The sequence below is a fragment of the Agrobacterium fabrum str. C58 genome (assembly GCF_000092025.1).
GTDB classification, from domain to species: domain Bacteria; phylum Pseudomonadota; class Alphaproteobacteria; order Rhizobiales; family Rhizobiaceae; genus Agrobacterium; species Agrobacterium fabrum.
The window spans coordinates 1,400,514-1,414,324 of the sequence record NC_003062.2; the positions used below are offsets into that span (position 1 = coordinate 1,400,514).

Annotated in this window: 12 protein-coding genes; 5 read left to right on the plus strand and 7 right to left on the minus strand. The window is 61.4% G+C overall.

All coding sequences use genetic code 11. The annotated features are described in order from the left end of the window. Window positions 1-64 precede the first annotated feature (64 nt). Genes ATU_RS06940 through ATU_RS06955 form a run of 4 tightly spaced genes read left to right on the plus strand, consistent with a single transcriptional unit; the run spans window position 65 to window position 3,629 of the window. The gene (locus ATU_RS06940; protein ID WP_010971597.1) at window positions 65-1,267 is read left to right on the plus strand and encodes a mandelate racemase/muconate lactonizing enzyme family protein; all 1,203 of its coding nucleotides are present in this window, start codon (window positions 65-67) and stop codon (window positions 1,265-1,267) included. A gap of 10 nt (window positions 1,268-1,277) precedes the next feature. Beyond that, a complete protein-coding gene (locus ATU_RS06945) occupies window positions 1,278-2,048 on the plus strand; it encodes an SDR family oxidoreductase (RefSeq protein WP_010971598.1) in 771 nt (256 codons plus the stop codon). Window positions 2,049-2,097: 49 nt separating this feature from the next. Beyond that, window positions 2,098-3,141: an L-idonate 5-dehydrogenase gene (locus ATU_RS06950; RefSeq protein ID WP_010971599.1), complete on the plus strand. Its 1,044-nt coding sequence runs from the start codon at window positions 2,098-2,100 to the stop codon at window positions 3,139-3,141. Then, the gene (locus tag ATU_RS06955; protein WP_010971600.1) at window positions 3,141-3,629 is read left to right on the plus strand and encodes an ureidoglycolate lyase; all 489 of its coding nucleotides are present in this window, start codon (window positions 3,141-3,143) and stop codon (window positions 3,627-3,629) included. The genes ATU_RS06950 and ATU_RS06955 overlap by 1 nt, the downstream gene beginning before the upstream one ends. A 150-nt stretch (window positions 3,630-3,779) precedes the next feature. Here the strand turns inward: ATU_RS06955 and ATU_RS06960 are convergent, their stop codons facing one another. From ATU_RS06960 to ATU_RS06990, 7 genes are all read right to left on the minus strand, one after another. Then, the gene (locus tag ATU_RS06960; protein ID WP_010971601.1) at window positions 3,780-4,502 is read right to left on the minus strand and encodes an ABC transporter ATP-binding protein; all 723 of its coding nucleotides are present in this window, start codon (window positions 4,500-4,502) and stop codon (window positions 3,780-3,782) included. Continuing rightward, window positions 4,499-6,271, minus strand: a complete 1,773-nt coding sequence (locus ATU_RS06965) for a branched-chain amino acid ABC transporter ATP-binding protein/permease (RefSeq protein ID WP_010971602.1) — start codon at window positions 6,269-6,271, stop codon at window positions 4,499-4,501. Before ATU_RS06965 ends, ATU_RS06960 begins: the two co-directional genes overlap by 4 nt. A gap of 1 nt (window position 6,272) precedes the next feature. Further along, window positions 6,273-7,307, minus strand: coding sequence for a branched-chain amino acid ABC transporter permease (locus ATU_RS06970; RefSeq protein WP_010971603.1), 1,035 nt, complete (start codon window positions 7,305-7,307; stop codon window positions 6,273-6,275). Between the two features lie 138 nt (window positions 7,308-7,445). Then, window positions 7,446-8,594, minus strand: a complete 1,149-nt coding sequence (locus ATU_RS06975; protein WP_010971604.1) for an ABC transporter substrate-binding protein — start codon at window positions 8,592-8,594, stop codon at window positions 7,446-7,448. 68 nt (window positions 8,595-8,662) lie between these two features. Beyond that, window positions 8,663-10,255, minus strand: a complete 1,593-nt coding sequence (locus ATU_RS06980) for an acyl-CoA dehydrogenase family protein (protein WP_236762265.1) — start codon at window positions 10,253-10,255, stop codon at window positions 8,663-8,665. A gap of 4 nt (window positions 10,256-10,259) precedes the next feature. Further along, window positions 10,260-11,033 (minus strand): SDR family NAD(P)-dependent oxidoreductase, encoded by a 774-nt coding sequence (locus ATU_RS06985; protein WP_010971606.1) that lies wholly within the window; start codon window positions 11,031-11,033, stop codon window positions 10,260-10,262. After that, window positions 11,030-12,865, minus strand: coding sequence for an AMP-binding protein (locus ATU_RS06990; RefSeq protein WP_010971607.1), 1,836 nt, complete (start codon window positions 12,863-12,865; stop codon window positions 11,030-11,032). The genes ATU_RS06985 and ATU_RS06990 overlap by 4 nt, the downstream gene beginning before the upstream one ends. 144 nt (window positions 12,866-13,009) lie before the next feature. On the opposite strand from ATU_RS06990, the gene ATU_RS06995 reads away from it, so the two are divergent. Further along, complete coding sequence (locus ATU_RS06995; RefSeq protein WP_006312496.1) at window positions 13,010-13,807, plus strand: crotonase/enoyl-CoA hydratase family protein; 798 nt, start codon at window positions 13,010-13,012, stop codon at window positions 13,805-13,807. Window positions 13,808-13,811 lie beyond the last annotated feature (4 nt).

Sequence of the window (13,811 nt, forward strand, 5' to 3'; positions counted from 1 at the left end):
GACTGGCTGGGAGGCTGGTCAGTCAATCGGGAGACGCGACCGAGGTGGGCGCGCGGAGGAGCTAATGAAGATTACGTCTGTCGAAACTTTGCGGACCGAGGAGTTCTCAAATGTGCTTTGGGTGCGCATCCACACCGATGCCGGGGTGATCGGGCTGGGTGAGACCTTCTATGGCGCAGGCGCGGTCGAGGCTCATATCCACGATGTGCTCGCCGGTCGCCTGCTTGGCCGCGACCCGATGCGGATTGAAGCGCATTCCCGCGAACTGGTGAATCTGCCGATGGCGCAGGCCTCGACCGGTGCCGAATATCGTGCGGCTTCGGCGATCGATCTGGCACTGTGGGATATTTTCGGCAAGGTCTGCAATCAGCCGGTCCATCAGATGCTGGGCGGCCTCTGCCACGATCGTATTCCCGTCTACAACACCTGCGCCGGTTACGGCTATGTGCGGTCCAACAAGATCAAGCCGGTCGATACCTGGAATTTTCGCGACGATGCCGAAGGCCCCTATGAAGATCTCAGGGCGTTCATGACGGATGCGGGCGCACTTGCCGAAAACCTGCTGGAGCAGGGCATTTCGGCCATGAAGATCTGGCCCTTCGATCCCGCGGCCATCGAAAACGACGGGCGCTACATCACCAGCGAGCAGCTGCGCGCAGCCCTTTTGCCGTTCGAGCAGATACGCAAACGTGTGGGTGACCGCATGCAGATCATGGTGGAGTTTCATAGCCTCTGGAACCTGCCGACGATCAAGAAGATCGCCCGCGAACTCGAGGCCTTCGATCCGACATGGTACGAAGATCCGATACGGATGAACTCGGTATCCGCCCTTTCGGAACTCGCCGCCTCCACCAGCGTGCCGATCTGTGCCTCGGAAACGCTCGGTTCCCGTTTCCCCTACAAGGACATGCTGGAAGCCGGCGCGATCGGCATCGTCATGACCGATCTGGTCTGGACAGGCGGTCTGACCGAAGGCCGCAAGATCGCCGCATTGGCCGATACCTATCATCGCCCCTATGCGCCGCATGATTGCACCGGGCCTGTCGCCTATGCCGCAGCCGTCCATTCCTCCTTTTCGCAGACCAACACCATGATCCAGGAGTCGGTGCGCGCTTTTTACACCGGCTGGTACTGCGAGCTGGTGACAAATCTGCCCGTCATCGAAAACGGCTTCGTGCTGCCGATGGAAGGACCCGGCCTCGGGACCGAATTGCTGCCCAAGGTCTTCGAGCGGCCGGACCTGACGGTCCGCGTCAGCACGCTGTGAGGAGGGCATCATGAGCAATCAGATCATCTTCGATCTCGGCGGGCGCACGGCGCTTGTTACCGGTTCTTCACGCGGCCTCGGCCGCGCAATGGCAGAAGGACTTGCCGTCGCGGGGGCACGCATCCTCATTAACGGCACCGATCCGTCGCGTGTCGCGCAAACGGTTCAGGAGTTTCGCAATGTCGGCCATGACGCCGAGGCGGTCGCCTTTGACGTCACCTCCGAAAGCGAAATCATTGAGGCTTTCGCCAGGCTTGATGAGCAGGGGATAGACGTCGACATTCTCGTCAACAATGCCGGCATCCAGTTCCGCAAACCGATGATCGAGCTGGAGACGGCCGACTGGCAGCGGGTAATCGACACCAACCTCACTAGCGCCTTCATGATTGGCCGTGAGGCGGCAAAACGGATGATCCCGCGGGGATATGGCAAGATCGTCAATATCGGCTCGCTGACCAGCGAACTGGCCCGCGCGACGGTGGCGCCCTACACCGTGGCCAAGGGCGGCATCAAGATGCTGACCCGCGCCATGGCGGCGGAATGGGCGCAATACGGCATTCAGGCGAACGCCATCGGCCCCGGCTACATGCTGACCGACATGAATCAGGCATTGATCGACAATCCGGAATTTGACGCCTGGGTGAAGGCGCGCACGCCCGCGAAACGCTGGGGCAAGCCGCAGGAACTTGTCGGAACCGCCGTGTTCCTGTCTGCTTCGGCCTCCGACTACGTCAATGGCCAGATAATCTATGTCGATGGTGGAATGCTGTCGGTTCTCTAGAACCGCCGCCATCCTTGATGCCAACAGAAATTGGCGGGAGGAGACGCGCATGCGCGGAGTCGTCATTCATGCAGCAAAAGACCTGCGGGTAGAGGACGTTGCTGGCCAGCCACTTGCCGCGGACGAGGTGCGGGTGGCCGTTGCCGTCGGCGGAATTTGCGGCTCGGATCTGCATTATTATAACCATGGCGGCTTCGGCACGGTGCGCGTGCGCGAGCCGATGGCGCTCGGTCATGAGTTTGCCGGTACGGTGGTTGAGGTGGGCAGTTCGGTCTCGCATCTCGTGCCCGGCATGCGCGTGGCCGTCAATCCGAGCCTGCCTTGCGGCACCTGCCGCTATTGCGCTCAGGGCAGGCAGAATCAGTGCCTGGACATGCGCTTCATGGGCAGCGCCATGCGCTCCCCCCATGTTCAGGGCGGTTTCCGTGAAGTCGTGACCGTCCATTCAACGCAACCGGTACAGATCGCCGACGGACTTTCCATGGGTGAGGCAGCCATGGCCGAGCCTTTGGCCGTGTGCCTCCATGCCGCGCGTCAGGCGGGATCGCTTCTGGGCAAGACGGTGCTGATAACCGGTGCCGGGCCGATCGGCATGCTTAGCCTGCTGGTTGCCCGTCTTGCCGGCGCGGCGCATATCGTCGTTACCGATGTCGCCGATGCACCGCTCGATCTGGCGCGACGTATCGGCGCGGATGAAGCCGTCAACATCCTGCGCGATGCCGACATGCTTGAAAAATACCGATTTGAAAAAGGCGTCTTCGACGTCCTGTTCGAAGCCTCCGGCAATCAGGCGGCACTTCTCCCGGCGCTGGATCTGCTCCGGCCGGGCGGTATTATCGTCCAGCTCGGTCTTGGCGGAGACTTCACCATTCCGATGAACCTCATCGTTGCCAAAGAGCTGCAGCTGCGCGGAACGTTCCGCTTCCACGAGGAATTTGCCCAGGCGGTGAATATGATGGGACGTGGCCTGATCGACGTTAAGCCTTTGATCAGCGCCACATTGCCGTTCGATCAGGCCCGCGAGGCTTTCGATCTTGCCGGTGACCGCGCAAAAAGCATGAAAGTGCAGCTTGCCTTCAGCGGAGCAGCCTGATGAAGACCGTTACCGCCAGGCCGCTGACAGCGGAAGCCTTCGCGCCCTACGGCTCTGTCGCCGACATCTCCGAACTTGAAAATCTGGTGTCGCTTGCGGATGCCTATGAGGGAACCGGCGAAGCAAAAACACCAGTGCTTCAACTCGTACAGGCGAAGGCAATGTCGGGTTCTCCGGTCATTTCGCAAATGGAAATACATCCATTCTCCAGCCAGACTTTTCTGCCGCTCGACCAGTCGTCATCTCTGATCGTGGTTTGCGAAGCAGGTGAGGACGGGATGCCGGACGAATCCACCATAAAGGCCTTTCTGGCAAGCCCCAGCCAGATCGTCACCTATCGTCACGGTGTCATGCATCACAGGCTGACGCCGCTTGCGCCCTCCGGCAGATTCGCCATGACGATGTGGCAGACGGGACGTGGTGGAGACACCGTCCTTTACCCGCTGCACACACCCGTATCGGTGGATATCTCCGACATCACCCCGTGAGCATGCGGTCGTCGGTTTTGCTCTTCTGGTCAATCAAACCGCTGCCTGAAATGTGCATGTGAAGGCAACGCTGTGTTTCAGGCATCAGCGCATCATGACCAGTCCGTCCCTCAGCGACGGGAACCCGTTCTCATCCGGAGGGAGGGCTCTCTAGACGGCGTGTTCACCGGGGCCGAGATAGCTTGCCATCAGTGCCGGATCGACGGCGAGTTCAGCGGCAGGACCTGAGCGGCGGACCTCGCCGAGCTCAACGAGATAGGCCTCGTCGGCGATTTCAAGCGCGGCGCGGGCGTTCTGTTCGACCAGCAGGATGGAGACGCCGGTACGGCGCAGTTCGGCGACGATGCGCAGGATTTCGGCGACGATCAACGGCGCAAGCCCGAGGCTTGGCTCATCCAGCAGCAGCAGTCTCGGCCGGCTCATCAGTGCCCGGGCGAGCGCCAGCATCTGCCTTTCGCCGCCGGAAAGCGTTCCGGCAAGCTGCTTGCTGCGCTCGCGAAGGCGCGGGAAGAGTGCATGGACCTCTTCACGGGTTTCGTTGCGCTCCTGGCGTGAGCGCAGGAAACCGCCGAGTTCGATATTGTCCTCGACCGTCATCGACCCGAACAATTCGCGCTTTTCCGGCACCAGGCAAAGGCCGGCGGCAACCCGGCCCTCGATGGTGTCGGGCACCGGCGCGCCGTCGTAGAGAATGGTCCCGCGTGAGGGGATCACGCCCATTATGGCATTGAGCAGCGTCGTCTTGCCGGCCCCATTCGCCCCGATGACGGTGACGATGCTGCCTGCCGCCATGGCAAGAGATATGCCATGCACCACCTCGGCGCGGCCGTAAGCGACATGGATGTCCCTGATATCGAGTAGATTTCCTCTCACGCCGCACCCCCTAGATAGGCCGCGATCACGGCCGGATGTTGCCTTATGTCCGCAGGCTTGCCTTCGGCGATCAATGTGCCGAAGTCCAGCACGACGATATGATCGACCAGCCCCATGACGAAGCCCATGTCGTGCTCGACAAGCAGCACGCTCACACCTTCTGCCCGCAGTTTCTTCAGGAGATCGGCGAGCTCCTGTTTTTCGCCGTGGCGCAGGCCTGCCGCCGGTTCGTCGAGCAACAGCAGGGTCGGGTTGAGGCAGAGCGCGCGCGCGATTTCGAGGATACGGATCTGCCCGAGCGCGAGGTCGCCGGCCGGACGGTCGCGATGGGCGCCGAGGCCGACGCGGTCAAGCTGGTCGGCGGCTTCGGCCAGAAGGGCCTGCTCCTGCCTGCGTTCGAGCCGGAAGAAGCTGCGGAACATGCCCGCATTGCCGCGCAGATGTGCGCCCAGCGCCACGTTCTCCAGAACAGACATCGTCGGCAGCACCTTGGCGTGCTGGAAGGTTCTGGCAATGCCCCGTCGTGCGATCAGCCGCGGATTGAGGCCCGACAATCTTTGTCCCTGATAGGTGACTTCTCCACCGGACAGGTTGAGGATGCCGGTGATGAGGTTGAAGGTGGTGCTCTTGCCGGCGCCATTCGGGCCGATCAGGCCGATGATCTGCCCGGCCTTGATGTCGAAGCTGACATCATTGACTGCTGTCAGCCCGCCAAAGGCCTTGCGGACCCTGTCGACCCGCACCAGCGGGCTGCCCGTTTGCGGCATGGGGCGTTTGTCCAACGCTTCGCCATCACGCCGGATGGTGCGGGGCGGCCGCGCGGGCAGGTATCTTTCCAGAAGCGGCCAGAGACCATCACGGGAAAGCTGCAGGATAAGGACGAGCAGCACACCGAATACGATCATTTCGAAATTGACCGATGTGCCGAGGAGGCCGGGCAGTACCCGTTGCAGCACCTCCTTCAACACCAGCACGACACTTGCGCCGAAGATCGCCCCGACAACACGGCCGGAGCCGCCCACCACGGCCATCAGCATATAGGTGATGCCCATGTCGAGGCCGAAGGGGGTCGGGTTGATCGATCGCTGCATATGGGCGTAAAGCCAGCCGGAAAGCGCGGCCACCACGGCCGCAAACACGAAGACGGTAAGCTTGGCGCGCTCGATATTGACACCGAAGGCCTCCGCCGCCTGCGAACCGCCGCGTAGAGCGCGAATGCCGCGCCCGACGCGACTGTCGAGCAGGTTCTGTGCGCCGATCGCCACCGCGATGACGAAGATCCAGATGATGTAATAGATCGAACTGCTGCTCATCAGCGCTTCGCCGCCAAGCGATAGCGGCGGTATGCCTGAAATTCCGTCATAACGGCCGAGAAGTTCGATGCGGCCGAACAGGTAATAAATCGCAAGACCCCAGGCGATGGTGCCAAGCGGCAGGTAGTGGCCAGATAGCCGAACCGTCATCAAGCCCAGCGGCAAAGCGACAACCGCGCCGACGAGGAGGGACAGCGGCAAGGTCAGCCAGGGCGAGAAACCGTAGGCAGAGGTCAGAACCGCCGTCGTATAGGCGCCGAAACCACAGAATGCTGCCTGACCGAAAGAGGTCATGCCGCCGACGCCGGTCAACAGCACGAGCCCGATGGCCACAAGCGAAGCAAGGCCGATATTGTTGGCGAGCGTCACCCAGAAGGGCGGAACAGGCAGAAGCGGAAAGATGGCGACGAGAAAAAGCGCAGCTACCGCGGGATAAAGATGTTTACCTAAGGTCATGTCACTCTTCCTCATGATGGCTTGCGCCGAAGGAAAGCCAGATCAAAACGGGCACGATGAGGCCGAACACGATGATCTCCTTGAAGTCGCTAGCAAAAAAGGAGGCGAAAGCCTCGATGAGTCCAACGCCCACCGCCGCAACCGCCGTGACGGGAAAGCTCGCCATGCCGCCGAGAATGGCAGCGACAAAACCCTTGAGACCAATGAGGAAGCCCGTATCGTAGAAGATGGTCGTGATTGGCCCGATCAATACGCCCGAAATCGCGGCTATGGCTGCGGCCAGCACAAAGGCGGTGACGCCGGTGAGTTCCGTTCGAACACCGACGAGACGGGCGCCGAGCCGGTTGATCGCCGTTGCTTTCAGCGCCTTGCCGAGCAGTGTCTTTTCGAAAAACAGGTAAAGACCGATCATGACGAGGATGGTCGCGAGATAGATGAAAATGCTCTGGGCAGTAACGAGCATTGGCCCCAGCGTGAAACCACCATCACTGAGCGCCGCCGCGCGCAGGCCTTCCGGACCGAAGAAAGCGAGCCCGAGGCCCATCAACGCCAGATGCACACCGACGGAGGCAATCAGCAGAACGAGAACGGAAGCATCGGAAAGCGGCCGGTAGGCGATGCGATAGACGTAATATCCCATGGGCGCGATGATCGCGATGGTAATCATGGCACGCAGGAACGAGGGGAGCTGCATGGGCGCCAGAATTGCGACGAGCCCGTAAATCGCGCCGGGCAGGGCAAGGTTGACGGCAAGCGCCTGCAACAGTCGCGGAAGGCGCATGTCCCGCCGCATTGCCCACAGATCCAGCACAAGAGCGACGACGCCCATGCACAGCAGCAGGTTCAGCGTGCCCGGCACACGGCCGGCATCCAGCAGCGCCAGGGTCAAAGCGCCATGGGCGACGAACTCACCCTGCGGAATGAAGATCACCCGCGTGACCGAGAAAACCAGAACGATGGCAAGGCCCAGCAGCGCATAAATCGCGCCGTTGGTGACGCCGTCCTGGATCAGGAAAGTGGCAATTGTCGCGTCCAAAATACACCCTTTGGTTTGGCCTTGCGTGATGCGCGATGGGCATTTTCGATGACCGGCGAACTGCCATCGGGCTCGCCGGGTCTGCGGCTGCGCGTTCGAGCCGGGAGCAGGCTCCCGGCCCGTCTTGAATGGGGAGCTTTATTTATTGTCCGGCAGCAACACGAATTTGCCGTCGGCCGCTGTCAGCAACACGACCCCGCGCTGGTCGAGCCCGTAATGATTGTCGGCGGTGAATTCGTAGACGCCGTGGGTGGCGTTATACGGACCGCTGGTCTCAATGGCGTCGCGAAGGGCGGCGCGGAATTCGGCAGTGCCGGGCTTTGCCTTTTTCAACGCCACCGGAACGGCCTTCTTGAGGATCACCATGACGTCCCAGACATGCGAGCCGAACTGGGTGCGGGTGTTGGGGCCGAACTTGCCTTCGAAAGCCTTGAGATAAGCGAGGCCTTCCTGTTTGGTCGGCGCGCTGTCCGGCTGATCTTCCGCGACCATGACCGGACCGGACGCAAACACGGTATTGTCGACGGCCTTGCCGGCAATGCGCAGGAAATCGAATGTTACGGCGCCGGAAACGACATAGACCTTGCCCTTGAAACCGCGCTCGCGCACCCCGATCTGGGGCAGGGCGGCGCCCGTGCCGGAAGCGCCGATGAAGATGGCGTCCGGACGTGCGGCAAGCGACTTCAGCACCTGACCCGAAACGGACGTGTCGGCGCGCGCATAACGCTCCTCCGCGACCAGTTCGAGGCCGTAGTCCTTGCCGGTAGCCTTCAGCGCATCGACCCATTGTTGGCCGTAGGAATCGGCAAAACCGATAAAGGCGACACGTTTGACGCCGTCCTTCTGCATGCGCGCAAACATGCTCTTCACCAGAACCGTGGAAAATTGCGGCATGACGAAGTTCCATTTCTTCGTTGCCGTCGGCGGGATCGGCGACAGCGCGAAATGCGGAACTTCCGTCTCATTGGCAACGCCGGCGACGGCAATGGCTGCCGGCGTCAGCGCCGAACCGACGATAACATCGACCTTGTCGTCACTGGCAAAACGCCGGGCATTGGTGGTTGCGACGGACGGATCGCCGGCATCGTCGAGCAGGATGACCTTCAGCTTTTCGCCATCAATATCGGCCGGCCAGAATTCGATCGATTGCTTGAGCGGAATGCCGAGCGCAGCACCCGGCCCAGTGGTTGGTATGGTCACGCCGATGGTCACATCGGCAAAGGCGGAGCCTGCTGTGATCGTCAAGGCGACGGCAGTTGCCATCCATGTGTTGATGCGTTTATTCATTGTCTTCCCTCCCAATGATCGGGCGTCGGTGACAGCCCTGAAAAATGCGTCTCATTCTTTTCGTGACGTCAGGCCGCTTTTCCCGTCCGCCGTGCCTGCGCATCCGCGACGCCTTCGACCCGCACGGTCATCCATGCGGCGAATGCCTCCCAGGCGGCGTTCAGATAGTTGTTGGCCTGCCAGAGGCCGGTTTCCGGCTCGTTTTCCAGCGCCGCCATGCGTCGGCTCTCGGCCTCGAAAGCATCCAGCACGGATGCTGCCGCTTTGGTTTTGTCGGACCGGTAATCAGCGAGTTCGCTGCGGGCGCGTTTCAGAAAAACGTCGAGACCCTTTCCGCCTTCCCGCCACAGCCGCCTTGTCAGAAGGTCGATCGCCTGCATGCCGGTGGTGCCTTCATAGATCGTCATCACCCGGGCATCGCGCAGATATTGCTCAAGCGGCCATTCCCGGGTGTAACCCGCACCGCCAAGTATCTGGATGGCCTGATTGGAGACGGTGAAGCCGGCATCCGCACCGAAATTCTTGACAAGCGGCAGCAGCCAGCGCGAGAGCGCCTGCAAATCGCCGCGCAGCTCTTCCTTCGGCTCCATGCGGGCAAGATCCATGACTGTTGCGAGTTCCAGTGTTGCTGCCCGCAATGTTTCCGTGCGCAGGCGGGCTTCCTGAAGCTGGCGGCGAATATCGGGGTGGTGTGCGATGGCGACGGCGGGTTTTGCCGGATCGCCGCCTTGTTGGCGCTCCTGCGCATAGGTTTCGGCAATATCGATGGCGGCCGAGGCCAGTCCCAGCCCCTGACAGCCGGTCTGCAACCGCATCAATTCGATCATGGCGAAAAGCTGCGCCAGCCCGCGCCCTTCCTCACCCAGTAAGAGGCCGCGGGCACCGTCGAAACGCAGCGCGCAGGTGGGCGAGCCGTGCAGCCCCATTTTTTCCTCGATCCGCTCGACGGTGACGCCGTTGCGTTCGCCATCGATCTCATCCGGCACAAGGAAAAGGCTGAGGCCGCGCGTCCCGGTTTCTTCGCCGGTGCGGGCGAGAAGACAATGGCCGATACGCATCGCCATGTCATGGTCGCCGAAGGATATCCAGATTTTCCGACCCTCGATGCGCCATGCGCCTTCCCTGAAGACGGCGCGACTGCGCAGACGGGCGAGGTCGGAACCGGCATCAGGCTCGGAAATGCAGATGGTGGCAGCCCATTCCCCCGCCGCAAGGCGCGGCACCCATTCGTCCGCAACGGCTCCTTCCGCGGTCTCGGCAAGAAGGTGACAGGCGGCGCGGGTCGAGCCTGACGCCATCATCAGCGCCACGCAGCCCCGTTCGAAAAGTGGAGCGCAGGCGGCCTGTAACACCAGCGGCAGAGCCTGACCGCCGAAGCGTTCCGGCACATCCATGGCCAGCCAGCCATCGCCCGCATGCCGCCGAAAAGCATCGGCAAAACCGGTGGGAACGCGAACGCGGCCATCGACCACGGTGCAGCCTTCACGATCGGCGGGTGTATTGAGCGGTTCAAGCACGGTTTCGGCAAAACGCGCCGCTTCGTTGAGGATGGCCACTACCAGGGCATCATCGCAATCGCCACGGAGAGACTGGATGCGACGCCAGCCGGACGTTGCCTTCAGAAGCTCCATCGTGCGGGCCGCCTGGGTTGAAAAACTCATCACATCACCGCGGCTGCATGCGGATCGCGCCATCCAGCCGGATGACTTCACCGTTCATGTAATCGTTCTCGATGAGAAAGCGCACCGTATCGGCGAATTCGGCTGGATCGCCGAGCCGGGAAGGGTGGGGTATCTGGCCCGCAAGGCTCTCCTGAACCTCCTGCGGCAATCCCTGAAGCAGGGGGGTCAGGAAAATGCCGGGCGCCACGGTGTTCACCCGAATGCGGAAGCGGGCAAGTTCGCGTGCTGCGGGCAGGGCGAGTGAAACGATGCCGCCTTTCGACGCGGCATAGGCCGCTTGCCCGATCTGGCCCTCGAAAGCGGCAACCGACGCCGTGTTGACGATCACACCATTGTCTTGGCGACTGTCTTGGCCTTCATCCTGTTCCCTCTCAGCCATGTGAGCGGCCGCAAGCCGCATCATGTTGAAGGTGCCGATCAGGTTGACGCGGATGACCTGTTCGAAATCGCCAAGCGGTTGCGGCCCTTCGCGACCGAGAATTCGACCCGCGGTGCCGATGCCCGCGCAATTGACGAGAATACGAAGGCCGCCTTTGGCGGAAGCGGCTACCTTTATTGCCGCCTGCGCATCGGCGTCGCTTGTCACATCGCCTTGAACGGCCTTACCGCCGATCTCCGCCGCCAGCTTTTTGCCGGCTTCGCCGTTACGGTCAAAAATGGTGACCGCCGCGCCGCGAGCCGCGAGCATTCGCGCCACGGCCGCCCCGAGGCCGGATGCCGCACCCGTGACGAGTGCGCCTGCGCCTTCGATATTCATGCTGCTACCTCTCTGCCAACGGTGATGACCTGCGGCGTGTCGCCGTAAAGTGACTCTACGAGCTCCTTGCGATGCAGAAGCACGGCGCGCTGGTTGATCGATCCCTTGTCCGTAACCTCGCCTTTCTCGAAGCGCAGCGCGTCTTCCATCACGAGAATGCGCATGACGCGGCTTGCGGAACCGCTCGCCTGTTTTTGATGCGCCGAAAGCTTCGCGACAATCTGCGCCCTGACACTCGGGTGCCGGATGATCTCCGCATCGGAGAGATGTTGCGAACCGCGAACAAGCTCACGTAGCGCCGGTATGAATGGCACGACGAGAGCGCCCAGTTCGGCCCGGTTTTCGCCCGTTATGACGGCATCACGGATCAGCCCGGCGAACATGTTGACTAATTGCGCGCGCAAAGGCCCGACGGCCACCCAGGTGCCGGTCTGCAGCTTGAAGTTTTCCGCCATGCGGCCATCGAAATAAAAGCCGCGGCGCGGATCGTCCGCGACGGCAAATTTGACGGTATCGCCGATTCGATAGAACCCTTCCTCGTCGAAGGCTGCCGCCGTCAATTCGCCATTACGCCAGTAACCGGGCGTGATGTTCGGGCCTTTCAGCCGTAATTCGTACCGGCCATCGAAGGGCACGAGTTTCATCGTCACGCCCTGCGCCGGGATACCGATATTGCCGGGCTTGTCCTGCGGTTCGGTGCAGAACAGCGAGAAGGGTGCCGTCTCCGTCGAGCCGAGGCCGGCACCCATGAGAACCGCATGGCCGACCGTTGCCATGGAAAGCTCCGTCAGCGCATCCCATGTGTGCTGCGCCATGCCGGCACCGGCATACATCAGCATCTTCAGGTCGCGAAAAAAGCTGCGGCACAGCGCCTCGTCCTTGCGCATTGCCTGGACCAGCATTTCGTGGCCAGCGGGAACGTTGAAATACCAGGTGGGCGATATGTCCCGGAGATTGTCCAGTGTCTGGCCGATCTGCGCCGGGCTGGGCTTGCCGCGATCGATATAATAGGTACCGCCATTATAGAGGACGAGGTTGAACACCTTGTTCCCCGCGGCCGTGTGGTTCCATGGCGCCCAATCAACGACGACCGGCGGCTCCTCGCGAAAGTAGCCATAACAATCGGCAATCATTTCCTGATTGGAGCACAACATGCGTTGCGTCTGGATGACCGCTTTGGGCGAACCAGTCGTGCCTGACGTGAAAAGGAATTTGGCGACGGTATCCGGCCCGACCGCATCGAAAGCACGATCAACCGCTTCGGTCGGCTCCGTTTCAAGCAGGGTTTCGAAATGAAACGTATTGGAACGATCTTCCGGCAGGTTGCGGAGGCCGACCAGCGGTGTACCGTCGTCGAAAACCTCGCCGAGCGCCCGGCGAAAGGGCGTCGCATCCTCGGCAAAAACCATCCCCGGGGTGATCTGCCCGCGGATGTCGGCGAGTTTGGTGAGATCGGCCGACGTGGCATAGGCCGGCGTGATGGCAGCCGAGGCGATACCGACATGCTGGGCCGCAAGCACCATCAACGCATGCTCGATGGAATTTTCAGAAAGCACCAGCAGCGGCCTCTCGACCGAAAGGTCATGATCGAGAAGGAACTGGCCGATACGCCGTATCTTGTCGAGAGCCTCGGCGTAGCTGACCCGGCGCCATGGCTCGCGACCCTGACGGTCGGCCATCCATGTGCGCTCCGGTGCCGAACGACACCAGTGAAGGAGACGCTCATTCAATTTCTGCGGATAGGGGCCAAGCGGATCGTTCCGCCAGATCATGATCTCGCCGTTCGGCCGCTTCTCCCATGCGACATCTGGCGACCAAAGTTTCACACTCATCGTCACGACCTCCTCCCAGACGTCATTTACGCGAACCGTACGAATAATCTTTTGTCAAAAAAATGATTACAAGAAAATAATATCCTTGTAAACAAAATGCGGAAGATAGATTGTATATGAGACGAAATTATCGGAGACCTCGCCATGAGCGAAAAAATGACAGAAGAATTTGTCTCTTACGAATTGCGGGGTGACATCGCCCTTGTTGGCCTCAACAGGCCACAAAAGCGCAACGCCATCAGTGACCGTTTCGTTGAGGCTATTGCCGCCGCCGCCGCGCGGGCGGAAAACGAAGCCCGTGCCGCCGTCATTTTCGGTCATGGCGATCATTTCTGCGCCGGTCTCGATCTTGGCGAACATATCCACAAGACGCCGATCGAAGGCGTGCGCGGCTCCCGCCGCTGGCACGCCGTGTTCTCGCAGATCGAGCATGGCACCATACCGTGGGTTTCCGCCCTGCATGGCGCGGTCGTCGGCGGTGGGTTGGAGCTGGCCGCCTCGACCCATCTGCGGGTTGCCGACGAAAGCGCCTTCTTTGCGTTGCCCGAGGGCCAACGCGGCATTTTCGTTGGGGGAGGCGGATCCGTCCGCATCGCGCGGCTGCTGGGGGTCGCCCGCATGAGCGACATGATGCTGACTGGACGGGTCGCTTCGTCCGCCGAAGCCGAACGCTGGAACCTTGTGCAATATGCTGTGCCGCGCGGCGAAGCGCTTGCGAAGGCGCAGGAGCTCGCCACCATTGCAGCGTCCAATGCACCTTTGTCCAACTATGCCGTTATCAACGCGCTTCCCCGCATTCAGGATATGGCCAAGGAGGACGGGCTGTTCGTCGAGTCCTTCATTTCCTCCTTCACGGCGGCCAGCCCCGAAGCCGAAGAACGCCTGCGCGCCTTTCTTGAAAAACGCGCTACGCGGCTGAAAGCACCGGACACGACGGCCTGACGGC